Below are 22,566 nucleotides of genomic sequence, written 5' to 3'. Positions count from 1 at the left end.
CCCTCAGAGGGCGACGCTGCTGCCCGCACCCGCCGCCACCAGTTGCTCCGCACCGCCGTTCGCGGCGAACGCCGCGGCCACGGCGTCCTGCCCCTCGGTGAAGTGCGCCCAGCCGTCGTTGTGCACGGTGAGCACCTTGCGGGCACCGAGCAGCCCGGCCGCCTCCACCGCCTGCTCCGCGGTCATGGACAGCAGCGTGGGACCGAACGGAGGCAACTGCGCGGCACCCACGTGCAGCACCGCCAGGTCCACGCCGCCCCCGCCGAGGCGCTCCGCGAGGGCCCGCACCGGGTCCAGGGAGACGTTGTCGCCGCTGACGTACACCGTCGGCAGGCCCTCACCGGTCAGCAGGAACCCGGTGACCGGGCCGAGCATCGGCTCGGTGCCGGCCGGTCCGTGCTGCGCCGGGACCGCGGTGACCCGCACCCGGCCGCCGTCCGGCCGCTCCAGCTCGTGCTCGGCCCACGGGGCGAGCCCGGTGCCGCCGACGCGCTCGGCGGCCTGCTCGGTGGTGAGCACCAGCGGAGCGCTCGCGAGGAAGGCCCGCCCGGCCGTGTCGAGGTTGTCGGGGTGCTGGTCGTGCGACAGCAGCACGGCCGCGACCGGCCCGACCTGCTCCGGGGTGAGCGCCGGGTCCGCCAGCTTGCGGAGGGCCACCGGGCCCAGCTCGTAGGCGGAGTCGGCGGTGTCGAACGTCGGGTCGGTCACGAACCGCAGCCCGCCCAGGTCGATGACCACGGTGGGGCCGCCCACCGCGGTCACGGCGAGCTGCGCGGCGTTCTCGACAGTCATGGAAGTGCTCCTTGGTTGGGGGATGGGGGTGGGGGAACGGGGGAGGGGCCGGCCGGCCCGGCCGGAGGCACGACCACCAGGCCGCCGGTGAACCCGTCCGGCAGCCGGAGCGGGTGCCAGGCGTGGCCGGTGTGCTGCTCGGGAGCGTCGGCGACGGCGCGCACCCCGGTGCCCAGGGCCTTCGCGTACGCCTCCCGCCTGGTCCAGATCTCCAGCCACGCCCGGTCGGCGGCCGGGCCGGCGACCGTGTCCAGGCGGGCGCGTTCGGCGGCCGAGAACAGACGGCGGGCCAGCTCACCGGCCCGGGGGACGGGACGGACCCGCTCGACGTCCACACCGACGCGGGTGCCGGGGGCCAGCCCGGTGCCCACGGCGACGACGACCAGCCCCGCGGTGTGCGCGATGCTCACGTCCACGCCCGGCTCGCCCTCCACCCGGGGCCGCCCGGAGGGTTCCGCGGTGAGGCGGACACGGGCGGGCGGGCAGCCGAGCACCCGGCCCAGCGCGCGGCGTAGCACGGACCGGGCGAGGGCGAACTCGGCCCGGCCCAGCGGGTCGGACACGCCGTCGTACCGCCCGCGCTCCGGCTCGGGCAGCCCGGCGGCGAGCTCCGCCACCGCGGCGGCCGGCAGCCCGCGGCCGTCGGCCCACCACGCGTGGACGGCCCCGGGCCCGGCGGGCACGTGCGCCGCGGGGCCCGGGACCGGCCCCGGCCCCGCCCCGAGGACGGCGGCGGGACCCGCCCGGGGGTCCGCCGCCGGCGCCGGGTCCGCCGCGGTGCGGGTCACTGCCGGCCGACCGCCTGCACCCGGTCGGCCAGCTCGGCCTCGCCGGTGCCGAAGTGCGAGGTGAGCGCGCTGATCCAGCGCTCCAGGCCGAAGGCCACGCAACCGGTGAACGCCGGCTCGCCGTTCGCGGTGCGGATCTCGCAGCGCTCGCCGAAGAAGTTGCGGTGGAAGTTGAGCGAGCCGATGGCCAGCGCCCCGTCGAAGACGAACTCCTCTTTCACCGGGAAGAGCTGGGCCATCAGGGCGCGTCCCGCGCTCGCGTCGAAGAACGGGTCGGAGGCGGCCTGGATGTCGACCGGGAGCCCGAGGTCGGCCAGGAAGCCCGACACCTTCTTGCGGAACACCTGGAGGTGGTCGAGCACCGCGTCGCGCTCACCGACGCAGACGATCTCCCGCATGCTGAAGCCCAGCAGCCGGCGCAGGCCGTCGTAGTGGGTCTCGCGCCGGAAGCAGGTGGCGACGGTGGTCACCTTGTGCGGGCCGTCCGCCAGCTCGACGCCCGCCACGTCGAGGTAGACGTTGTAGCAGGCGGCCGAGGGCAGCGCGTACGCGGCCTCGGTGAGGTGACCGGCCGGCACGGCGGGCTGCCTCGGCTCCCCGGTCGCGTACTCGGGCGCGGCCTGTTCCGTCAGCGCCGCGCCCAGGATCGCCAGGTGCGGGAAGTTCTGGAAGTAGTCGAGCCGGTGCAGGTCCTCGACCCGCATCAGCGGCGGGTACTGGACCGCGGGTGCGCCGACCTCGGCCGCCCAGCCGGTGAACACCCCGTCGAGCGCGGCCCGCAGCCGGAGCGCCTCGGGCCCCAGCGTGGCGAGACCGCCCCGGGTCGAGGCCGTGCGACCCGCCTCAGGACCCGGTCTGCTCGGGCTCATGGAAGAACCTCCTTCGAATGGCATTGATCGTGCGGAAATCGGATGGCTTGACTTCCTCCATCAGGATCTCCTCGCCGGTCTGCTCCTCCAGCACATAGAGGAAGTTCACGAAACCGAGCGAGTCGAGGATCCGGTTCTCGACCAGGTCGAGGTCCGGGTCGATGGAGGTCAGGTCCGGCCGCTTGCTCAGCAGGTACCGGACCACCGCGTCGACCCCGCTCGACGCGGTGGCCTTCCCGTCGACCCCGCTCATGACCGCGGCAGCGTGTCGTCGGTGAAGATGCCCTCGCTCACCAGGAAGCTCATCGAGCGCTTGAGCATCCTGCGCTCCAGCTCGTGGAACGCCGGGTCGGCCAGCACCTGGTTGCGCACCCGGTACGGGTCGGGGATGCCCGCGTCCCGGAAGGCGTGCGGGTTCACCAGGCCGTCCACGGACTTGCGCAGGTACCGCTTGAGGTACAGCTCCAGCTCGGCCAGCTCCTCGGTGCCGAGCTTCTCGCGGAGCTGCCGGTGGAGCAGGGAGACGATCTGCCGCCCGAAGGCCACGTGCCGGGACTCGTCCTGGTGGTGGATCGCGTTGATCTGCCGGATCGTCGGGTGCAGCCGCTCGTCCTCGCCCATCTTCTTGTTGAAGAAGTCGACGATCTCCTCGAAGAGGAGCAGCCGGGCGAAGACGAGGAAGTGCGCCGCCTCGCCCTCGGACCGCATCTCCAACTGGACGCCCTTGTCCGGGTAGACCTTCCCCCCGTACTTGAGGCAGAACGTGGCGAAGAACCACATGTGCTCGTTCTCTTCGCCGATCATGTGGTGGAAGTACTCGGAGGAGACGGCGAAGTCCTTGGTGTGGATCCGGGCGATGATCTCCGTGATCAGCTCACGGATGCCGTCCACGTTCAGGCTGTAGAAGTTGACGCTCTCCCACTTGCTGATCGCCCACATCTGCCGCTCGGTGAACGACTCGGCCACCTCGGTGCCGTGGACGGACATCAGCTCGGGGGACATCCAGTACTGGTCCTCGGGCAGCGTGTCGGGCCACTGGAACAGCTTGTAGGGGTCGTAGTAGTCCCGCTCGGACATGGTCACGAGCCGGTCGAGAATGGACTGGAGCTGCTCGTCAGCCTGAAGTACGGCCATGGGTGTTCCTCTCTTCTCCGTCGGCGCCGTCGCGGGCGCCGCCCGTCCCGGCCGGAGCGGGCTGCTCCGCCGAGAGCTGGATGTCGGTCCGGTGGCGGGGGTGCCGGAACACGCCGTCCCGGCGGTACCCGTTCACCGGCTCGTTCGCGTGGTGCTCCGTGGGCATCAGGCGGTTGAGCAGGGAGCCGGTGAACGCCTCCGCGATCTGTGGGTGCGGGGCCTCCGCGTGGTGGTCGGCCAGGATGACGAAGGCCGGGTCCACGGTCTTGACCAGCCCGTCCTCGTCCACGACCTCCAGCCAGGAGTGGGCGAGGTCGAGCATGCCCATGATCCAGCCGCGCCGGGTGCGGGCCTCGAAGCCGGCGGCCCGGCACCGCTCGGCGAGCTCCAGGCAGACGGCGATGCAGGGCGCGTACCCCTGGGAGAGCACCGCGTCCTTGCGCCACTGGAACTCCTCGGGCATCCGCCCCCAGCGGTAGCGGTCCGGCCCGAACGCCGTCACGATCTCCCGCAGTCGCGACGAGCGGATCTCGCGCCGCTCGCCCGAGGTCACCAGGACCCCGGAGGCGGTCAGCCCGGTGGTGCCGCAGGCGGTGATGTCCTTCTCCCCGAGGACCGCCCCCTGCGGCCCCACGGTCAGCGACTCGGTCCAGCCCCCGTGCAGCTCCGGACGCGGCGTGGCCAGGCTCCACTCCATCCGCGCCGGGTCCGCCTCCTCGTCCCCGGCCGGCGGGGACAGCGCCACGGAGCAGTCCCAGCGCCGGGGCCGGAACAGGGTCTGCGGGTCGGCGTGCATCCAGCGCAGGGCGTAGCGCATGGTCTTCTCCGGGACGGAGGTGCCCGACCCCGAGTACAGGGCGAGATTGACCAGGTCGAACCGGTCGAAGCGCTCGGCGCCCGGCTCCCCGCCGTGCGGCAGGCCGCCTCGCAGCAGCTCGTCGAGGATCTCCGGCCCGCACTGGAGCAGTTCGAGCGCACCGGTCCGGTCCACCCACTCGTCGCGCAGGTCCTCCGGTATGACCAGCAGGTTCCGCAGGCTCTCCAGCCAGCCGTCGAGGCCCTGCGGCTCGGCGGGGCGGCGCCACGTTCTCAGCTCGGTGCTCATGCGTCACTTCCGGGGGTCGTCGGGCTCGTGGGGGAGAACCGGGCGCGCAGCGCCGCCTTGTCGGGCTTGCCGTAGGACGCCGTGGGGATGTCCGCCACGAACGCGAACCTGCCCGGCACGTGCGCGGGACCGAGGGCGTCGCGCACCAGGGCGCGCAGCTCGTCCTCGACGCCCGCCGCCCCGTCCGGCCCGGCGGCGCACACGGCGAGCAGGGCCTCGCCCGTGCGCGCGTCCGGGACGCCGACGACGGCGGCCTGCCGCACGGCGGGGTGGGTGACCAGCACCTGCTCGACGGCCTGCGGATGGCAGTTGACCCCGTCCACGATGACGAGGTCCTTCTCCCGCCCCGTCAGGTGGAGGTAGCCGTCCTCGTCCAGCCGCCCCAGGTCGCCGGTGCGCAGCCACCCGTCCCGCAGCACCTCCGCGGTCAGGTCGGGACGCCTCCAGTAGCCCGCCATCACGGTGGGGCCCGACACCTCGACCGCGCCCTCCGCCCCGGTCGGCAGGGCCCGCCCGTCCGGCCCGGTCACCCGGACCGTCACTCCGGGCACCGGGCGCCCGACGGAGGCGAACAGCTCCGGCCGGGACGCGGCGGCCAGCGCGTGGTCCTCCGGGCCCAGGCCGGTGATCGCGATCGCCTCGGTCAGCGCGTAGCTCTGCCGCAGTCTCGGGCCGAGGCGCCGGACCGCCTCGGCGAGCCGGTGCGGTGCCATCGGGGCGCTGCCGTAACCGACGGATGCCAGCCCCGCCAGGTCCGTCCGCGGCAGCTCCGGGTGGTCCAGGACCCGGTACAGGTACGGCGGGTACAGGTACGTGGTGACCGGTTGCCCGGCGGCGGACGCCGCCCCGACCCGCCGCAGCAGCACCCCGGCGTCGAACCGGTCGAACAGCTCGACGCTCGCCCCGTGGCGCAGCAGGCCGAAGGCGATCGCCCCGGCCGCGTGCGCCATCGGCGTCATGGCCAGGAACCGCAGCCCCGGCGGGGGCGCGGCGCCCGCCCAGGCGCCGGCGGCCGCCGTCAGCGCGCCGAAGGTGTACGCCACGCCCTTGGGCAGGCCGGTGGTGCCGCCGGTGTACAGCACCCGGGCGACGTCGTCCTCCCGCGCCGCCACGGGCACGGGGTCGTCCGGCTGTCCGGCGGCGGCGGCCGACAGGTCCGTCACCTCCGGGTCCGCGACGGGACCCAGGCCGAACAGCGTCTTCACCCCGGCCGCGCGCGCGGCCTCCGCCATCCGGTGCGCCGGAGCGGCGGGGCCCGCGTCGGCGAGGACGACGGCGCTCGGGGCGGCGTCGCGCAGGATGTGCCCGGTCACCCGGTCGCCGCCGCCCGCGTACACCGGCGTGTAGCGGACGCCGAGGATGTGCGCGGCCAGCCCGACGGCCGTCATCTCCAGCGGGTTGGCGGCCAGCAGCACCAGCCCGTCGCCCCGCCCCAGGCCGCTGTCCCGCAGGACGCGGGCCGTGCGGTGGGCCAGCGAGAGCAGCTCCCGGAACGTCATGGCGCGCTCGCCGTGCAGCAGCGCCGTGCGCTCGCCCCACCCGGTGAACTGCTCGACGGCGCTGGTGACGTAGGCGGCGGGCGCGCCGCCGGTGCCGTGCGCGGTCACGGGGCCTCCTCCGCCCGGGCGCGGTCGGCGCCGGTCATCGCCCGGGACCGGAAGCGGCAGGCGGTGCCCCCGGTGCGCAGGCACGTCTCGCGGTGGTCGCTGACCTCGGTCCGCAGCCCTTCGAACCAGCCCTGGCGCATCTGCGGGCACGGGCAGTCGTAGCCGTCCAGGGTGCCGGCCCGCGCCAGCATCTCCAGGGCGAAGTTGCGGGTGACGACCGTCTCCCAGGTCGTCTCGCCGGTGACCTTGTTGACGGCCTCCACGGCGTCCCCGGTCATCAGCCGGGAGATGCCGGTCAGCGCGTCGGCCAGTTCGGCGGCGGAGAGCCCGGGACGCAGCCCCCGCTCCCGCGCGTAGGCGGCGGCGATCCGCCGGGCGACGAACCGCATCGCCTCGGCGTTGACCTCGTTGGCCGCGTCCTGGCCGAACCGGCGCGCGACCCCCTGGTACCAGCGGGCGTCGTGCAGCCACCAGAACTGGCGCAGCAGGTCGGCGGGGGGCTCGTCCGGGCCGGCCGGTCCGGGGGCCCGGGGTGGGGGACTGGTCACGATCTCCTTGTCCTTCCGGAGGGGAGCGGGGGCGGGGGCGGTCAGGTCGCCGTGGCGGACCGGCCGAACACGAGGCTCACGTTGTGGCCGCCGAAGGCGAAGGAGTTCGACACCGCTGCCTCCGGGGCCGCGGCGCGCGGCCCGCCCCGGACGTGGTCGAGCGCGCACTCCGGGTCCGGGTCGTCGAGGTTGGCCGTCGGCGGCAGGCTGCCGTGATGCAGGGCGAGCACGGTCGCCGCCGCCTCCACCGCGCCGGCCGCGCCCAGCAGGTGCCCGATGGCGCCCTTGACCGAGCTGACCGGCGGCCCGCCGTCGCCGAAGACCGCGCGGACGGCCCGCGCCTCCGCCACGTCGCCGGCCCTGGTGCCGGTGCCGTGCGCGTTGACGTAGCCGATGTCCCGGGGCGCCAGGCCCGCGTCCGCCAGCGCCAGGCGCATCGCGTCCGCCGCGCCCGCGCCGTCCGGACGGGGCGCGGTCGGGTGGTGGGCGTCGGTGGTCGCCCCCCAGCCGAGCACCCGCCCGTAGGAGGCGGCCCCGCGGGCGCGGGCGTGCTCGGCCCGCTCCAGCACGAGGACTCCCGCACCCTCGGCCAGGACGAAGCCGCGGCGGTCCCGGTCGAACGGGCGGCTGGCCGCCGCGGGATCGCCCGCCCCGGCCCGCGCCAGCGCCCGGGCGTTGCCGAAGGAGGTGGCCACCGAGGGGGCCAGCGCGGTGTCCGTGCCCCCGCACAGCACGACGTCCGCGACGCCCTCGCGGATCAGCCGCAGCCCCTCGGCCACCGCCATCGCCCCCGCCGCGCACGCGGTCGCGACGGAGCTGCTGACTCCGCGGATGCCGTGACGGATGGCGATGCGCGCCGCCGCCATGTTGGGCAGCATGCCGGGCAGCAGGAACGGGCTGACGGCGGCCCGGCCGCGGGCGGCGCGGGCGACGGCCTGCTCCTCGTAGGTGCCCAGCCCGCCCGCGCCGGTGGACACCACCACGGCCGTGCGCTCCGCCGCCACGTCCCGGCCCACCGTCAGCCCGCCGTCGCGCAGCGCCTCGTCGGCGGCGGCCATGGCCATCAGCACGAACCGGTCGACCGAGCGGGCCTCGGTGCGGGGCAGCAGGTCCGGCGCGGGGACGTCGGGGGCGACCCCGGCCACGTCGGCGCCGGTCGCGGCCCACTCCTCCCCCTCCAGCCGGCGCAGCCCGGAGCGCCCCGCGGCCAGGCCGTCGACGAAGGCGGGCACGCCGGACCCGAGCGGGGTGACCAGCCCGATGCCGGTGACCCGGACGTCGTGCGGCCGGCTCACGGCGCGCCCTCCCCGGTGTCCCGGGCGGGCCGCACCAGGAGGGCGCGGGCCCCGCCGGGACCGCCGTCCGGCCCGACCTGCTCCACCAGCAGCACCAGCGCCTCGTCGGCGTCGCCCCCGGCGACCAGGGCGCGGGTGATGTCGAGCGCCTCGCCCAGCGGGTCGCCGGCCGCGTCGTCGGGGCTGAAGCAGATCACCGGGCCCGCGAGCCCCCAGCGCTTGGCGATGTGCCCGACCACCGCGTTGGGCACGGACTGGAAGAACAGCAGCGGCGCCGCGGGCCGGCCCGCGTCCACGGCGGCGGCGGTCGCGGTGTGCGTCTCCAGGTCGCCGCCGCGGCTGCCCAGCACGATCGCCGTGCGCTCGGCCCGCCGCCGCAGGGCCTCGCCCGGCGCCCCCGGCGCTCCGTGGACCCGCTCCAGGCAGCGGTCGGCCGCCGCGGCGGCCATGGGGCTGAAACCGGACACGACGAACCCGGTGAGGGGCGGCGGCGGCCCGGTGTCGTCCGGGCCGGGCCAGCCGCCCTCCGCCAGGACGTCCACGTCCGCCACATGCCGGGTCCCGGTCATGGCGCGCTCACCACCCATGCGGTGTTGGCGCCGCCGAAGGCGGCGTTCAGGCTGAGGACGTGCCGGGGAGCCGCGCGGCGGGGCTCGCCCAGCACGAGGTCGAGGGGGCAGTCGTCGTCGGGCCCCAGGTAACCGGCGTTCACCGGCAGCTCCCCGTGCGCCAGCACCAGGAGGGTCACGGCGAGTTCGAGCATGCCGGAGGCCTCCAGGGCGTGGCCGTGCACGGACTTCGTGGAGCTCACGGGCGTGGTGGCGGCCGCGTCGCCGAGGGCCAGGCGCAGGGCGGCGGCCTCCGCGGCGTCGTTGTGCGGCGTGCCGGTGCCGTGCGCGTTCACGTAGCCGATGTCCCCCGGCGCGAGCCCCGCCTTGGCCAGGGCGGAGCCGATCGCCCGCGCCATGCCCAGGCCCTGCGGGTGCGGCTGGCACACGTGGTACGCGTCGCCCGCCAGGCCCCAGCCGGACAGCACGGCGAGGGGCCGCGCCCCCCGCGCGGCGGCCGCCGCCGCGGACTCCAGGACCACCGCGCCCACGCCGTCACCGAGCAGCAGCCCCCGCCGCCCGGCGCTGAAGGACCGCAGGGCCCCGTCCGGGGCGAGCGCCCGGCCGGCGGAGAACAGGGCGAAGTTGTCCTCGTCCACGAGGTACCCGGCGGCCACCACGGCCCGGTCCTCGCGGCCGTCGCGGACGCGCACGGCGGCCTCGGCGAGCGCGGTGGCGGCGGCGACGCAGGCGTTGGTGTACGTCCGCGCGGCTCCGCGCAGCCCGCAGGCCCGCGCCAGCTCCGCCGCGGTGTCCGAGATGGCCGTCTTCCCCTGGGCGGCGAGCGGCCTGCGGGCCACGGCCGGATCGGCGTGGCGGCCCAGCAGCAGCGGCGCCTGCGCCCGCTGCGCGGCGTCGAGCCCGGCCTGGTCGCACGCCTCGGCGACGACGCGGCGCAGCTCCTCGTCGAGGTCGGGCGCGCCCGGCAGCACGGCGGCGACGCCCGTGCGGTACCGGTCCGTCGCGAAGCGGCCGACCGGGGCGAACGCGGGCCGCCCCGCGGCGAGTCCCCGCCGAAGCGCCTCCCGGCCGCGGCCGAACGCGCTCACGACCCCGAGCCCGGTGATGACGACGTCCCCGCTCCGCCCGGTCATGCGGGCGTCCCGTCCGGCGCGAGGGCGGCCAGCGCGGATCCCAGCACCGCGACGGCGCCGTCCACGGTGTCCATGGCCTCCAGCTCGTCGTCGTCGAGATCCAGCCGGACGCCGTACCGCTCCTCGACGGCGTGCACCAGCCACGCCAGTTGCAGCGAGTCGATGCGCTCGCCCACGGCCTCGGGGCCGCACTCGCCGTGCCGGGCCAGCAGGGCGATCACCTCGTCGCGGCCGGGCGCCGCGGCCGGGGCGCTCATACCGAGCCCGCCTCGGCCGCCACCTGGGAGGCGCGGCCCTCGACCTCGGCGACGAAGGCGCCGACGGTCATGGTCTGCATGCCCTCCACGTCGTCGTCGGAGAACTTGATCCCGTACTCCTCCTCGACGTGCATGACGAGCTCGGCTGTGGTGAGCGACTCCATCTCCAGGCCGTCGTCGCCCAGCGGGGTGTCGTCCGTGAGGTCCGAGGTGTCGATGTTCATCGTCTCCAGGGTGTTCACTACGAACGCGCGCACAGGGGTGCTCATGGCGGGGGCTCCTTCGTTCGGTGTTCGGTGTTCGGTGTTCCGGTGTCCGTGTGGTGCGGCGGGCGCGGCCGTCGCGGGCCGCGGAGGGGAGGGGCAGGTGGCGGTGTCCCGGGTCGAGGTGTGGCTCGCGGCTCCGGTCGGGGACCAGCGGCGGCACGCGCGGGCGCTGCTGCGGCGGGCCGCCGCGGCGGTGCTGGGCGTGGAGGCCGACGAGCTGGCGGTGGCACGGGAACCCGGTGGACGCCCGTACCTGCTGCTACCTCCCGGCGGGTCGGCTCGACGGCCGGTGCCGGCCGCGGAGGTGAGCGTGAGCGTGAGCCACACCCGCGGGCTGACGGCGGTCGCGGTCGGCACCGGCGGCCGCGTCGGCGTGGACGTCGAGGCGGTGCGCGAGCTTCCCGCGGTGGCCCTGGCCCGCCGCTGGTTCGGCGACGAGGAGGCGCGCTGGGTCGAGGGCCACGACCCCGCCCAGCGGTCCCGCGCCCTGCTGTGGGTGTGGACGCACAAGGAGGCGCTGGGCAAGGTGCGCGGCACCGGCCTGGCGCACGGCGGGCGGCTCCTGCCCGTGCCGCTGCCCGCCTCCGGAGTGCCGCGGCGGCCCGCCGGGAGCCCGGTGAGGCTGCGGGGAGTCACCCCCGCGGCGGACCTGACCAGCGCCGCGCCGGCGGCGCCCGACGGCTGGCTGCTGTGCGTCGCCGGCGGGCGGGGAACCGAGGGGACCCCGGTGTCCGTGCGCCGTGCGGACGGCTGAGCCCGCGCCGCGCGCCACCCGTCTCATGCCCGCCCCTGTGCCGCGGCCCGCAGGGCGGCCGGGTCCCGCACCGGCTTCCCGGTGGTGGTCCGGGGCAGGGCCGCCACCGGGTGGATGCGACGGGGCAGTTTGAAGCCGGCGACCCGCTCGGCGAGCAGGGCCTCCACGGCGGCGGGGGTGGCGCCCTCGTCGAGCGCGGCGTAGGCCTCGATGGCCCCGTCGTGGACGACCACCGCCTCCCGCACCCCGGCGAGCTCGGTCATGGCCCACTCGACCTCGAGGAGATCGACCTTCAGGCCCCCCACCGAGACCTGGGAGTCCAGCCGGCCGAGGACGGTGAGCAGTCCGGTGCCCGGGTCGAGCTCGGCGGCGTCGCGGGTGCGCAGCCAGCCGTCCGACCAGCGGTCCGGATCGGCGGGCCCCAGGTACGGGCTGGTGGGCCGCCGCACCAGGAGCTCGCCGTCCGCGACCCTCACCTCGATGCCCGGCGCGGGCCAACCCGTGGCGGGACGGTGGGCCCCGGACAGGTCGGTCGCGATCACGCCCATCTCGGTCATGCCGTACACCTCGCCGAGCGGCACCCCGTACCGCGCGGTGAAGGTCTCCGCGACGCCTGGGCGCACCAGTTCCCCGGCGGAGACCGCCCGGACCAGGTGCGGCAGCGGGGGAGGGGCGGAGACCGAGCCGAGCAGTTGGGCGTGGAAGGGCACGCCCATGACGACGGTCGGCGCGGTGCGCGCGGCCACCGCGGCGAGGATGCCGTCGGCGGTCATCCGCTCCGGCAGCACGATCTCGATGCCGGCGTGCAGGCTGTGCAGCAGTCCCGCCATCAGCCCCATGGCGTGGATGAGCGAGTTGAGGACCACGACGCGGTCGCCCCGCCGCGGCATGCCGTCGATCCCGGTGTAGCGGTGCACCTCGGCGACGAGTTCCTCGGCGGTCCGCCCGATCACCTTGGACGGGCCGGTCGAGCCCGAGCTGAGCTGGACCAGCGCGTGACCGGTGGCGGCCGGGCGTCCCCCGGGGTACGGCTCGACGAGGGGGGCGACCGCGTGGAATCCGCGCAGGCTGCCGCGCCGCACCGGGCCCGCCGGGCGGACGACGAACTGCGGGGCGACCCGGCGCAGGGCCCGGTCGGTCTCGTGCTCGGTCAGCCGGTGGTCGAGCAGGGTCACCTGGGCCCCGATCCGCCATGCGGCGAGCAGGGTGGTGAGCAGGGCGAGCGACGGCGGGAGGAGGAGCACGACGGACCCGCCGCGGCGCAGCCCGGCGTCCGCCAGCTCCCTCCCCGCGGCGTCGGTCCTGCGGCGGAGCGCGGCTCGATCCAGTCGCTCACCGATGTCCACCGCAGGGGTGCCGTCGCCGGCGGCGGCGTGCAGGAGCAGCTCGTCGATCCAGCTCCCGTCGTGGTTTTCCGGACCTGTTCTCCCGGGTTCCGGGCGCGCGAAATCGCTGATCACGAAACAACTTCCCCCGTTGTACGGCTGATTTGCCCAGACGGGCTCAGCAGCTCCGCATCCTAAGGACGCGCAATTGGAAGCTGTCAAGACCAGAAGACCGGACATGACGAGATCACGCGGAATTATGAATTCCGTCCCGCGGGTCTCGGCGCGGCCGGTGCGCCCCGGCGGCGTTTGACAGAATCAAGACGCGATGTACGGTCTCCCATGTCGAACAGAGATCGGGTCGGCCCTCGAGCTCTGTCGCGCGGAAATCGGGGGATGTGTCGTTCATGGTGCGGAGTTGCCTGGGTGTCGTGCGCCTGGGAGCGGACGGATGCGCCAAGTCGTGCGGAAACAACGGGCATTGGCCAAGTGAACCGTGTATTGCCACCCGTTGACGCCGCCGATTCGGGCAACGGCCGCGCACGCCTGAACTCGAGCTTCCACCCATCATTCATCGAGCTCTCTTTTCCGGTGCGCGCCGAGGCGTGCCGCCCTGGCATGGCCGGACGTCGGCACCGCTCGAATGCGTCCCTCCATGACCCGATGAGGTGAGTATGCGCACACTCCTGGTGGACAACTACGACTCCTTCACCTTCAACCTGTTCCACCTCCTGGCAAAGGCCAACGGGCAGGAGCCGGTCGTCATACGCAATGACGAACCAGGGTGGAGAGCCGACCTTCTGCGAAGTTTCGACAACGTCGTCCTGTCCCCCGGGCCGGGGACTCCGGAACGCCTCGAGGACTTCGGGATCTGCCGTGACATCGTCCGGGCCGCCGACCGCCCGGTCCTCGGCGTGTGCCTGGGCCACCAGGGCATCGCGCTGCTGAGCGGCGCCCGCGTGCGGCGGGCCCCCGAACCCCGGCACGGCCGCGTCTCGCCGGTGGAGCACTCGGGCACGGACCTCTTCGCCGGGATCCCCCCGCGGTTCGACGTCGTACGCTACCACTCGCTCACCGTGACCGACCTGCCCGACGACGTGGTCGAGGCGACCGCGTGGACACCGGACGGCATCCTGATGGGCCTGCGCCACCGGCGGCGGCCGCTGTGGGGAGTGCAGTTCCACCCCGAGTCCATATGCAGCGAGTACGGGCTGCAACTCATGCGCAACTTCCGGGACCTGACGGCCCGTTGGCACGAGGAGCACGGCACGGGCGCCGCCGCGGCGCCGGCCGGGCCCGTCCGCGCCGCCGCGCCCACCCGCCCGGCCCCGCGCCGCCGACTGCGCGTCCTCACCGAGCAACTGCCCACCGCGTGGGACCCCGAGATCGTCTTCGACGAGCTGCTGCGCGGCGGGGACCACGCCTTCTGGCTCGACAGCAGCCGCGCCGACGGCGACCTGGGGCGGTTCTCCGTGATGGGGGACGCCTCGGGCGACCTGGCCCGGGTGGCCACCGCCGACGTGGCGGACGGCACGGTCACCGTGATGTCGGAGCGGGACGGCGTCCGCGGCGTACGGGTCGCACGGCAGCACTTCCTCGACTGGATCGACGAGGACCTGCGGTCCCTCCACGTCGAGACGCCCCCGCTGCCCTGCGACTTCGCGCTCGGCTGGGTCGGATACCTGGGCTACGAGCTCAAGGCGCAGTGCGGGGCCGGCCCCCTCGTCCACCGCTCCCAGGAGCCCGACGCCACCATGGTGTTCGCCGCCCGGGCCCTGGTCTTCGACCACCTGACCGGCACCACGCACCTGCTGGCCCTCGCCCCCGCGGACCCGGACGCGGACCCCGACGGCGCCGCCCTCGACGCGTCCGCCAGGACCTGGCTGCGCACCACCGCCGAGCAGTTGCGCGCCCTCACCGGACGGGTCGCCGCCGCGGACGTCCCCCCGCAGCCCGTGGACGCCGCCGACCTGCGGCTGCGGCACGACCGGGACGCCTACCTGGACCGCATCCGGCGCAGCCAGGAGGAGATCGCGGCGGGCGAGACGTACGAGGTCTGCCTCACCAACATGGTGCACGGCGAGGCCAAGGTGGACGCGTGGGAGGGCTACCGGTTCCTGCGCCGCACCAGCCCCGCGCCGTTCGCCTCCCTGCTGCTGTTCGAGGACCTGGCCGTGCTCAGCACCTCGCCGGAGCGGTTCCTGCGCGTGGGGGCCGACGGCCGCGCCGAGTCCAAGCCGATCAAGGGAACCCGGCCGCGGGGAGCCACCCCGGAGGAGGACGAGGCGCTCCGCACGGATCTGCGGACCAACGAGAAGGACCGCTCGGAGAACCTCATGATCGTGGACCTGGTGCGCAATGACCTCGGCCGGTGCGCGGAGGTCGGCTCCGTCCATGTGCACAAGCTGTTCGACGTGGAGACCTACGCCACCGTCCACCAGTTGGTGAGCACCGTGCGGGCCCGGCTGCGGCCCGGCGCCACGGCCGTGGACTGCGTGCGCGCGGCGTTCCCCGGCGGCTCCATGACGGGCGCCCCGAAGATCCGCACCATGCAGATCATCGACGAACTCGAGGAGGGCCCGCGCGGCGTCTACTCCGGGGCGATCGGCTACTTCTCGCTGACCGGCGCCGCCGACCTCAGCATCGTCATCCGCACCGCCGTGGTGACACCCCGGGGGATCGGCTACGGCGTCGGCGGGGCCATCGTCGCGCTCTCCGCGCCCGACAACGAGTACGAGGAGACGGTCACCAAGACCGCCCCCCTGCTCCGGCTCCTCGGCACCGCCTTCCCCGGCCAGGACCCCGACCCCGACCCCGCGCCCGCCGTCGCCGCGGTCCCCGACCCGGCGGTGTCCCGTTGAGCACCGCGACCCCGCCGGGCGGAGACACACGGCTCTTCGCCCTCACCGTCTCCGGTGGCCTGCGCGAACTGGACGGGGGAGGGACGGACACCGGCACCCCCCTGCTCGCCGCGGACTCCTGGCTCGTCCAGGACGGCGGGGTGCGCGCCCTGGACCTGCACCGCCACCGCTTCACCGCCACCTGCGCCGAGACCGCGGGCGTCCCCGACCGGCTCCTCGACGCCTTCTGGACCGCCATGGTGGACCTGCTGCCACGGGGACCCGGCGCGTGGTTCCCGCGCGCCGAACTCCAGCGGGCCGCCCCGGACGCGCCCCCGGACACGGTCCTGCCCGGCGGCCACCGGCTGCTGTACCGGCTGCGCCCCGCCCCGGCGCGCGGCACGTCCGCCCGGGTCTGGGGCCGGGCCGTCCCCGACCCCCGGCGGGCGCCCCGGCACAAGGGGCCGGACCTCGCCGCGCTGGGCGCCGTCCGCCGCCGGGCCGCCGACGCGGGCGCCGACGAGGCGCTGCTGGTCACCGCGGACGGGCTCGTGCTCGAAGCGGCCAACTCCTCCCTGCTGTGGTGGGAGGGCGACGCGCTGTGCCGCCCGGCCGCCGACCTGCCCACCCTCCCCGGCGTCACGGCCTCCCTCCTGACCGGGCACGCGACCCGGACGGGCATCGAGGTCCGGGCCCGCCGGCGGCGCCTGCCCGACCTCGCCGGGCTCGAGGTCTGGGTGACCAACGCCCTGCACGGCCTGCGTCCCGTCACCGCCTGGACCGGCACCTCCCTCCCGGCCGGCGCCCCCGAGCGCGCCGCCTCCTGGCAGGGCCGGCTGAACGGCCTGCGGACCCCCCTGCCGACGTGACCCCCGCGACCTCAAGCGAGGAAAGGAGCACCCCGTTGCCCTCGCCGCCACAGCCGAGCACCGCGTCCCCGTCCGCGGAGCAGCACGCCCGCATCGCGGACATCGACACCGCCATCATCACGCTCGTACGCCGGCGCATGGCCGCCATGGCGGAACTCGAGGACCTCCGCAGAAGCGGCAGGGCCCCCCGAGTGGAACTCAGACACGAGAACGCCGTCTTCCGCCGCTACGAGACAGAGCTCGGCCGCCTGGGCACCGACCTGGCGATGCTGCTCACCAGGGCGACGGCGGCGCGGGCGACCGCCGAGAGGGGGAGGTGACAGGACCCCTCCGCCCGGCACACGCAGGACACCCCCGCCGCCACCCGGGATCCGACGCCGCCGCCACCACGGCGACGTCCGACCGGTTCCGCGCCCTCACCGGCCGCGACGGCGGCACGGCGGTGGCCGGGTGGCACCCGTCACCGGCGCGCCCGCTCACCGGGTGCGGGCGTGCTCGACGGCGGCCGCGGCCAGCCCGGTGATCAGCGGGTGCGGCCGGGTGCCGTCGCCGTCCAGCTCCGGCTGGAAGAGGGTGGCCAGGAAGAAGGGGTGGCCGGGCAGTTCGGCGATGCGGACGCCGCCGTCCTCGTCGGTGCCGGTGAAGGCCAGGCCGTGCGCGCGCAGGGCGTCGATGTGGCGCGGGTTGGGGCCGTAGTTGCAGTGGTAGCGCGCCCGGACGCGCTCGGCGCCGAGCAGCAGGGCGGCCCGTGAGCCGGGGGCGACCTCCACCATTCCCTCGTGGTCGGTCAGGGAGCAGGCCAGCGGGACCACCACGGCGTCCTCGTCGGCGGTCCCCGGATCGTTCTCGGCGTGGCCGGCCCGGGCCAGGGCGCAGACGTTGCGGGCGAACTCCAGCAGCGCGTGCTGGAAACCGGCGCAGGTGCCCAGGAACGGGACGCCGCCCTCGCGCGCCGCCCGGATCGCGGCCAGGACGCCGGCCTCGCTGCGGTAGGGGCTGCCGGGCAGCACCCACACGGCGTCGAAGCCGTCGATGCCCCGGTCGGCGTCCTCGGTGGGGATCCAGTAGGCGTCCAGGTCCAGCCCGTCGCGCAGGCGGAGGGCTTCGAGCAGGCCGGGAACGCGGGTGTGGGAGCGGACGGCATCGGACCGGTCCGCGACCAGCGCGATGCGTGCGGTGCGGTTCATGCAGACCATGCTGCGGCCCGCTCCCGCATCAGGTCCAACGATGGCTTCTGCACTGTGCATAAGGAAAACTGATCGGCATGGATCCGCATCTGCTGCGCACCTTCGTCGCGGTCCTCGACCGGCGCTCGTTCTCCGGCGCCGCCACCGCCCTCGGCTACACCCAGTCCGCCGTCTCGCAGCACATCGCCGCCCTCGAGGCCGACCTGGGGGTCCGGCTGGTCGAACGCCGCCCCGTCGCCCCGACCCCGGCCGGAGCACGGCTGATGGAGCACGCCCCCGCCCTGCTGCTGCGCCTGGACGCGGCCCGCGCCGACATCGCCCGGATGCGGCGGACCCGGTCCGCCCGGCTGACCCTGGCCTGCTCGCCCGCCGCCGCGGGACCCGCCCTCGCACGGGCCCTGGCCCATCTGAACGCCGCCACCCCGCTCCTCGACCTGGAGGTGCGGGTGCTGGGCCGGGCGCAGGTGGTCGAGCAGGTGCTCACCGGGCAGGCCGACGCCGCCCTCGTCGACGGCGCCGCCGCCCCCAGCGACCCGCTGCCGCTGCCCGACCTGGGGCCCGCCACCACCCTCGCCGCGGCCGACGCGCCCCTGGCCGTGCTCTTCCCCATCGACCACCCCCTGGCACGGCGCCGCTCCGTGCGGCTGGCCGACCTGGCGCAGGCCCGGTGGATCGACGCCCCGGACACCGCCGTCCCGCTCGACCGGCTGCGCGCCCTGTGCCGCGCCGACGGCTTCCTGCCCCGGGTCCGCCACCGCGGCACCGACGTGCACGGCCTCGCCGCGCTCGCCGCCGCGGGACACGGCCTCGTCACCCTCCCCCTGCCGCTGGCCGCCACCCTCCCCGGCGCGGCGGTGCCGGTGGACGGGCCCCGCCTGGTCCACCGCACCGAGCTCGTCCACCCGGCCAACCCCACCGCACCGGTCCGGCGACTGGCCGACCTCATCACACGCTGACCGGGGCCACCCCCTCCGGCGGCAACCGGTCCCGGGCGCCGTCCTGTTCCGGCGCACGCCCGCGCCCTGTTCGCCCACCCGTGCGTAGGGTGCACGCGGCGGGGGAGGGGAAACACAGACCTGTGGGGGGCCTGGTGCGCAGCGGTACGAAAGTGACCATCGTCGGGGGCGTGTTCCTGCTGGCGGCGGGAGGCGTCGCCTACGGCGGCCACCACACGCTGAACGACATGCTGGGGAACACCGCCTCGGCCGACACCCGATCCGCGGACGACCCGCTGACCGGGGACGACATCGAGAAGACCGCCGGGGCGTTCCTCGCCGCCTGGGCGGCGGGCGACGCCGAAAGGGCCGCCCGGCTCACCAACAACGCCGAGGAGGCCGGGCCCGCGCTCACCGGCTATCGCGACGAGGCCCATGTTGCCGAGGTGGCGCTGACCCCGGGCACCCGGGTCGGGGCGACCGTGCGCTTTTCGGTCAAGGCCGTGGTGGCCCACGACGGGCAGCGCGAGCCGTGGTCGTACTCGTCCGAGCTGACCGTCGTCCGGGGCCTGACCACCGGGGCCCCGCTGGTCGACTGGCAGCCGTCCGTGGTGCACCCGCGACTGGGCGAGGGCCGGACCCTCGCGGTCGGCGAGACGACCGCGCCCCGGTTGATCGCGGTCGACCGGAACGGCGAGGAGCTGACCGCGGAGCGGTACCCGTCGCTCGGGCCGGTCCTGGCCCAATTGCGGGAGCGCTACGCGGCGGTGGCCGAGGACGGCGCCCCGGCCACCGAGCTCAGGATCGAGAGCACGGACGGGAGCACCGCCGACGAGACGCTGCTGACCCTCGCCGAGGGCAAGCCCGCGCGACTGGCGACGACGCTGGACGCCGGGATCCAGCGGGCCGCCGAGGAGGCGGTGCGGCAGTACGCCATGTCGTCCGTGGTGGCCCTCGAGCCGTCCACGGGCAACGTCCTGGGAGTGGCCAACAACCGCACCGACGAGTTCAACGCCGCCTTCGAAGGACGCCTCGCCCCCGGCTCCACCATGAAGATGATCACCGCGACCATGCTGATGGACCACGGCCTGGCGACCCCGGACAGCCCGGCGCCCTGCACCCCCGAGGCCACCTGGTACGGCAGGACGTTCACCAACCTCGACGGCTTCTCCATCCCGGACGGCAGCTACGCGACCAGCTTCGCCCGGTCCTGCAACACCGCCTTCATCAAGCCGGTCAAACAGCTCGACGAGCTCGGCGTCGCCGACACCGCCCTGGGACGGACCGCCGAGAAGTACTTCGGCATCGGCGAGGAGTGGCACACCGGCATCGCGTCCTTCGACGGCAGCGTCCCGCCGTCGTCGCAGGCGGAGACGGCCGCGTCGTACATCGGCCAGGGCAAGGTGCAGATGAACGCGCTGACCGTCGCGTCGGTCGTCGCGACCGCCGAGGAGGGCGTCTTCCGGCAGCCGGTGCTGGTGGACCCGTCGCTGATCGACGGCGGGCAGGCCACGGCGCAGCCCCTGCCGTACGCCACCGCCGCCCGGCTGCGCTCGATGCTGGAGCTGACCGCCACCGCGCCGTACGGCACCGCCGCCGAGGTGATGGCGGGCGTCCCGTTCCCCAAGGGCGCGAAGACCGGCTCCGCGGAGACCGGCGGCGACCAGCCCAACAGCCTGTTCGCCGGGTACTCGGGCGACCTGGCGGCAGCGGCCGTGGTCGAGAACGGCGGCCACGGCGCGGACACGGCCGGACCCATCGTCCGGAAGGTCCTCCTGGCGGGCGACGGGACCCGGTGAGCCCTCGCCTGCGGCGCCCTACCGACCGCTCCCGGCCTCGGCGGTGAGGCGCGGATCACTCGCCCGACCTCGCCCACCAGGCGGCGCGCGACCAGGTGCACGCGATCTTCTCCTGACCGCGCGCCGCCCCGTCACCGGCACGCCCCGTCACCCGCCCACCCCCGCCACCCGGCTCCCGCGGGTCACGGGACGGCCGTCGCGGTGCGGCCGCCTGTGACCCGCAGCAGGTCGAGCCGGCCCGCGTCGCCGCTGCCCGCGGCGGCCGTGTAGGTGACCATGCGCAGGTCCGCGCCCGGGACGAGCAGGACGTCGCAGTCGAGCAGGATCTCGCCGACCTCCGGGTGCCGGACGGTCTTGCGCTCCGTCGTGTGCGGGGCGGCGGCCGCCCCCGCGTCCCAGTGACGGGCGAAGGCGCGGGACTCCGCCCGCAGCTCCCGCACCAGACGCCCGAGCCGGGCGTCGGCGGGATAGCGGGAGACGGCGTCCTTCAGGTCGGCGACGATCGACGCCTCGAAGGCGTCCGGCCCCCGCTCGGACCGGACGGGACGCAGCGCGGCGCGGGCCGGTCCCGCACCGAACAGCGCGCGGGCGAGGTTCCGCTGGTCGGCCGCCAGATCGGCGGGGTCGCCGTGCAGGGCGCTCCACATGCCGTTCCACCACACCAGCGTCCAGTCGGCGGCGAACACCCCGATCGGGACGTCGCCCAGGCGCACGGCGAGCCGCTGGACGCCCGGGGGCACATGGGTGCCGACCGTCCCGTCCCGCGGCGGCAGCAGCCCGGCGCCCCGGTAGAGCTGGTCCCGCTCGGCGCGGGAGAGCTGGAGGGCCCGGGCGAGGGCGCCGACGACCTGGGCCGAGGGGTTCCTCGCCCGGCCCTGCTCCAGACGCAGCACGTAGTCCACCGACACCCCGGCGAGCTGCGCCAGCTCCTCCCGGCGCAGTCCCGGAGCCCGGCGGCCGGGCCCCGCGGGGAAGCCCGCGTCGGCGGGGGAGAGGCGGTCGCGCCAGGCACGCAGGAGCCCGGCGAACGCGGGGCGGGAGGAAGCCATGGGCCCATTGTGGCCGCGCGGCGCCGCATCAGCCTGGGTACTGCCGGTCCTGCCGACGGGGACGGCACTGGCCGGGCGGTGGGGCGAGCGGCGAACGTGGTGCCGCGCCCGGACCGGGCGCCACCGGCTGACCCGTGAAGGAGCCACCCATGAAGCACACCGTCGTGATGACCGGCGCGAGCCGCGGAATCGGCCGCAGCGCCGCCGAGCACATCCTGCGCGCCTCGCCGGACGTGCACCTCCTCGTCGTCGCCCGCGGGTCCTCCGGAGCGCGGCTCGCCGCGGAACTCGCCGCCGGCGGGCGCGCCGTCTCGCACGTCGCGGCCGACCTCGGCGCGCTGGAGAGCGTCCGCTCGGCCGCCGCCGAGATCGGCGACCGGCTCGACAGCGGTGACCTGCCGCCGCTGCGCGGCTTCGCCGGCAACGCGGGCGTCCAGCACACCGACGCGCTCACCGGGACACCCGACGGGTTCGAAGCCACCTTCGCCGTCAACGTGCTCGCCAACCACCTGCTCGTCCGCCGGCTCCAGGACCGCTTCGCCGCCCCCGCCCGGATCGTGATCACCGCGAGCGACACCCACTTCGGCGACCTCAGGCACAACCTGGGCATGGTGCCGGGTCCGGCCTGGGCCTCCCCGGACGTCCTGGCCCGCCCCGGCGCCTTCCCCCGTCCGCCGGACGCACCGCGTACTCGACGAGCAAGCTGGCCGTCATCCACCTCGTCCACGAGTACGCGCGCCGCCTGCCAGCCGGAATCGACGCTGTTGCGCACAACCCCGGGTTCGTCCCCGGCACCGGCCTCACCCGCGACGCCGGCCCCGTCACGCGGTTCGCCGTGCGGCGGCTCCTGCCGGCGCTGACCCTCACCCCGCTCGCCACCGGCCGCGCCACCGCGGGCCGCCACCTCGCCGCCGCCGTCCTCGGCACCACCCAGGCCCCGACCGGCTCCTACATCGACCGCGACCGCCCGGTCCGCTCCTCCGAGGAGTCCTACGACCCGCGGCGCGAACGCGAACTGTGGACCACCGTCGAACGCCTCACCGCGGCAGACGCCGCCTGAGCCGCGCCCGCCTCCCCACCGGCGCGGCGCCACCCGGAGCACGGCCCCACCTCCCACCGGAGCAGGACGCGCACGTCACCGGCGTTTGTCCACGGCCCGCGAACCGGCTGCCAGACAATTCCCGAACTGCTGGACTGATGAACCGCCGGGGAGAGGAACTGTCGGGCTTGTCGAGGGGGCGGGCGATGGAGATCGCATTGCGCAGCGCGGATCAGCCGAAGGAGCACCGGTTCGCCTGGTGGTGGGAGAACGTGGCGCAACCGTCGATGCCTGTCGTGCTCCACAGCGACCACGCGGACGACTTCCGTGGCGCCATCCGCATCCTGCCCCTGGGCGGGATGACGGTCTCCCATGTGACCTACTCACCCGCGCGCGCACGGCGAAC

The 22,566-nt window shown here is 75.5% G+C and carries 24 protein-coding genes and 1 pseudogene; 9 read left to right on the top strand and 16 right to left on the bottom strand.

Annotation, left to right across the window (positions count from 1 at the left end):
- Nucleotides 1-3: 3 nt before the first annotated feature.
- The 13 genes from ACYVO2_RS29750 to ACYVO2_RS29690 are packed head-to-tail and all read right to left on the bottom strand — an operon-like array spanning nucleotide 4 to nucleotide 10,366.
- Nucleotides 4-792 carry an MBL fold metallo-hydrolase gene (locus ACYVO2_RS29750; RefSeq protein ID WP_461011138.1) on the bottom strand — a complete coding sequence of 263 codons (789 nt, stop codon included), beginning with the start codon at nucleotides 790-792 and terminating at the stop codon, nucleotides 4-6.
- Entirely contained in the window at nucleotides 789-1,580 is a 792-nt protein-coding gene (locus tag ACYVO2_RS29745) for a 4'-phosphopantetheinyl transferase family protein (protein ID WP_461011137.1), read from the bottom strand. The genes ACYVO2_RS29750 and ACYVO2_RS29745 overlap by 4 nt, the downstream gene beginning before the upstream one ends.
- Complete coding sequence (locus ACYVO2_RS29740; RefSeq protein WP_461011136.1) at nucleotides 1,577-2,449, bottom strand: aminoacyl--tRNA ligase-related protein; 873 nt, start codon at nucleotides 2,447-2,449, stop codon at nucleotides 1,577-1,579. The genes ACYVO2_RS29745 and ACYVO2_RS29740 overlap by 4 nt, the downstream gene beginning before the upstream one ends.
- Entirely contained in the window at nucleotides 2,424-2,702 is a 279-nt protein-coding gene (locus ACYVO2_RS29735) for an acyl carrier protein (protein ID WP_461011135.1), read from the bottom strand. The genes ACYVO2_RS29740 and ACYVO2_RS29735 overlap by 26 nt, the downstream gene beginning before the upstream one ends.
- Entirely contained in the window at nucleotides 2,699-3,583 is an 885-nt protein-coding gene (locus ACYVO2_RS29730) for a diiron oxygenase (RefSeq protein ID WP_461011134.1), read from the bottom strand. Before ACYVO2_RS29730 ends, ACYVO2_RS29735 begins: the two co-directional genes overlap by 4 nt.
- Entirely contained in the window at nucleotides 3,564-4,688 is a 1,125-nt protein-coding gene (locus tag ACYVO2_RS29725) for a hypothetical protein (protein WP_461011133.1), read from the bottom strand. The genes ACYVO2_RS29730 and ACYVO2_RS29725 overlap by 20 nt, the downstream gene beginning before the upstream one ends.
- Nucleotides 4,685-6,295, bottom strand: coding sequence for an AMP-binding protein (locus ACYVO2_RS29720; RefSeq protein ID WP_461011132.1), 1,611 nt, complete (start codon nucleotides 6,293-6,295; stop codon nucleotides 4,685-4,687). Before ACYVO2_RS29720 ends, ACYVO2_RS29725 begins: the two co-directional genes overlap by 4 nt.
- Nucleotides 6,292-6,843 (bottom strand): hypothetical protein, encoded by a 552-nt coding sequence (locus ACYVO2_RS29715; protein WP_461011131.1) that lies wholly within the window; start codon nucleotides 6,841-6,843, stop codon nucleotides 6,292-6,294. The genes ACYVO2_RS29720 and ACYVO2_RS29715 overlap by 4 nt, the downstream gene beginning before the upstream one ends.
- Before the next feature lie 41 nt (nucleotides 6,844-6,884).
- Nucleotides 6,885-8,138 carry a beta-ketoacyl-[acyl-carrier-protein] synthase family protein gene (locus ACYVO2_RS29710; protein WP_461011130.1) on the bottom strand — a complete coding sequence of 418 codons (1,254 nt, stop codon included), beginning with the start codon at nucleotides 8,136-8,138 and terminating at the stop codon, nucleotides 6,885-6,887.
- Nucleotides 8,135-8,707 (bottom strand): beta-ketoacyl synthase chain length factor, encoded by a 573-nt coding sequence (locus ACYVO2_RS29705; RefSeq protein WP_461011129.1) that lies wholly within the window; start codon nucleotides 8,705-8,707, stop codon nucleotides 8,135-8,137. Before ACYVO2_RS29705 ends, ACYVO2_RS29710 begins: the two co-directional genes overlap by 4 nt.
- Nucleotides 8,704-9,840, bottom strand: a complete 1,137-nt coding sequence (locus tag ACYVO2_RS29700; RefSeq protein WP_461011128.1) for a beta-ketoacyl-[acyl-carrier-protein] synthase family protein — start codon at nucleotides 9,838-9,840, stop codon at nucleotides 8,704-8,706. Before ACYVO2_RS29700 ends, ACYVO2_RS29705 begins: the two co-directional genes overlap by 4 nt.
- Nucleotides 9,837-10,097, bottom strand: a complete 261-nt coding sequence (locus ACYVO2_RS29695) for an acyl carrier protein (RefSeq protein WP_461011127.1) — start codon at nucleotides 10,095-10,097, stop codon at nucleotides 9,837-9,839. Before ACYVO2_RS29695 ends, ACYVO2_RS29700 begins: the two co-directional genes overlap by 4 nt.
- Nucleotides 10,094-10,366, bottom strand: coding sequence for an acyl carrier protein (locus tag ACYVO2_RS29690; RefSeq protein ID WP_461011126.1), 273 nt, complete (start codon nucleotides 10,364-10,366; stop codon nucleotides 10,094-10,096). Before ACYVO2_RS29690 ends, ACYVO2_RS29695 begins: the two co-directional genes overlap by 4 nt.
- Before the next feature lie 97 nt (nucleotides 10,367-10,463).
- Between ACYVO2_RS29690 and ACYVO2_RS29685 the strand changes: the two genes are divergently transcribed.
- Complete coding sequence (locus ACYVO2_RS29685) at nucleotides 10,464-11,117, top strand: 4'-phosphopantetheinyl transferase family protein (protein WP_461011125.1); 654 nt, start codon at nucleotides 10,464-10,466, stop codon at nucleotides 11,115-11,117.
- A gap of 23 nt (nucleotides 11,118-11,140) precedes the next feature.
- On the opposite strand, the gene ACYVO2_RS29680 is transcribed toward ACYVO2_RS29685, so the two are convergent.
- Nucleotides 11,141-12,577: a class I adenylate-forming enzyme family protein gene (locus ACYVO2_RS29680; RefSeq protein WP_461011124.1), complete on the bottom strand. Its 1,437-nt coding sequence runs from the start codon at nucleotides 12,575-12,577 to the stop codon at nucleotides 11,141-11,143.
- A 539-nt stretch (nucleotides 12,578-13,116) separates the two neighbouring features.
- Here ACYVO2_RS29680 and pabB point away from each other — a divergent pair.
- From pabB to ACYVO2_RS29665, 3 genes are read left to right on the top strand one after another with little or no spacing between them, the layout of a single operon-like run.
- Nucleotides 13,117-15,303 carry an aminodeoxychorismate synthase component I gene (gene pabB, locus ACYVO2_RS29675; RefSeq protein WP_461011123.1) on the top strand — a complete coding sequence of 729 codons (2,187 nt, stop codon included), beginning with the start codon at nucleotides 13,117-13,119 and terminating at the stop codon, nucleotides 15,301-15,303.
- Nucleotides 15,300-16,151 carry an aminotransferase class IV gene (locus ACYVO2_RS29670; protein WP_461011122.1) on the top strand — a complete coding sequence of 284 codons (852 nt, stop codon included), beginning with the start codon at nucleotides 15,300-15,302 and terminating at the stop codon, nucleotides 16,149-16,151. The genes pabB and ACYVO2_RS29670 overlap by 4 nt, the downstream gene beginning before the upstream one ends.
- 35 nt (nucleotides 16,152-16,186) lie before the next feature.
- Nucleotides 16,187-16,471 carry a chorismate mutase family protein gene (locus ACYVO2_RS29665; RefSeq protein ID WP_461011121.1) on the top strand — a complete coding sequence of 95 codons (285 nt, stop codon included), beginning with the start codon at nucleotides 16,187-16,189 and terminating at the stop codon, nucleotides 16,469-16,471.
- A gap of 156 nt (nucleotides 16,472-16,627) precedes the next feature.
- Here the strand turns inward: ACYVO2_RS29665 and ACYVO2_RS29660 are convergent, their stop codons facing one another.
- The gene (locus tag ACYVO2_RS29660; protein WP_461011120.1) at nucleotides 16,628-17,338 is read right to left on the bottom strand and encodes a CTP synthase C-terminal region-related (seleno)protein; all 711 of its coding nucleotides are present in this window, start codon (nucleotides 17,336-17,338) and stop codon (nucleotides 16,628-16,630) included.
- 77 nt (nucleotides 17,339-17,415) lie between these two features.
- Here ACYVO2_RS29660 and ACYVO2_RS29655 point away from each other — a divergent pair, with 77 nt between their 5' ends.
- On the top strand, nucleotides 17,416-18,294 hold the full coding sequence (locus tag ACYVO2_RS29655; RefSeq protein WP_461011119.1) for a LysR family transcriptional regulator: 879 nt from the start codon (nucleotides 17,416-17,418) through the stop codon (nucleotides 18,292-18,294).
- A 152-nt stretch (nucleotides 18,295-18,446) separates the two neighbouring features.
- Nucleotides 18,447-20,072 (top strand): penicillin-binding transpeptidase domain-containing protein, encoded by a 1,626-nt coding sequence (locus tag ACYVO2_RS29650; RefSeq protein WP_461011118.1) that lies wholly within the window; start codon nucleotides 18,447-18,449, stop codon nucleotides 20,070-20,072.
- Between the two features lie 182 nt (nucleotides 20,073-20,254).
- Here the strand turns inward: ACYVO2_RS29650 and ACYVO2_RS29645 are convergent, their stop codons facing one another.
- Nucleotides 20,255-21,121, bottom strand: a complete 867-nt coding sequence (locus ACYVO2_RS29645; protein ID WP_461011117.1) for a helix-turn-helix domain-containing protein — start codon at nucleotides 21,119-21,121, stop codon at nucleotides 20,255-20,257.
- A gap of 149 nt (nucleotides 21,122-21,270) precedes the next feature.
- On the opposite strand from ACYVO2_RS29645, the gene ACYVO2_RS29640 reads away from it, so the two are divergent.
- The 3 genes and pseudogenes from ACYVO2_RS29640 to ACYVO2_RS29630 form a co-directional block, all read left to right on the top strand.
- Nucleotides 21,271-21,981: an SDR family NAD(P)-dependent oxidoreductase gene (locus tag ACYVO2_RS29640; RefSeq protein WP_461011116.1), complete on the top strand. Its 711-nt coding sequence runs from the start codon at nucleotides 21,271-21,273 to the stop codon at nucleotides 21,979-21,981.
- The gene (locus ACYVO2_RS29635; RefSeq protein ID WP_461011115.1) at nucleotides 21,957-22,181 is read left to right on the top strand and encodes a hypothetical protein; all 225 of its coding nucleotides are present in this window, start codon (nucleotides 21,957-21,959) and stop codon (nucleotides 22,179-22,181) included. The genes ACYVO2_RS29640 and ACYVO2_RS29635 overlap by 25 nt, the downstream gene beginning before the upstream one ends.
- 185 nt (nucleotides 22,182-22,366) lie before the next feature.
- Nucleotides 22,367-22,566, top strand: a pseudogene (locus tag ACYVO2_RS29630) (AraC family transcriptional regulator); the annotation flags it as partial.

Source organism: Streptomyces capparidis, from assembly GCF_054782095.1.
Note: the sequence above shows the minus strand (reverse complement) of the source record. Positions and strands in the feature narration are given on the sequence as shown.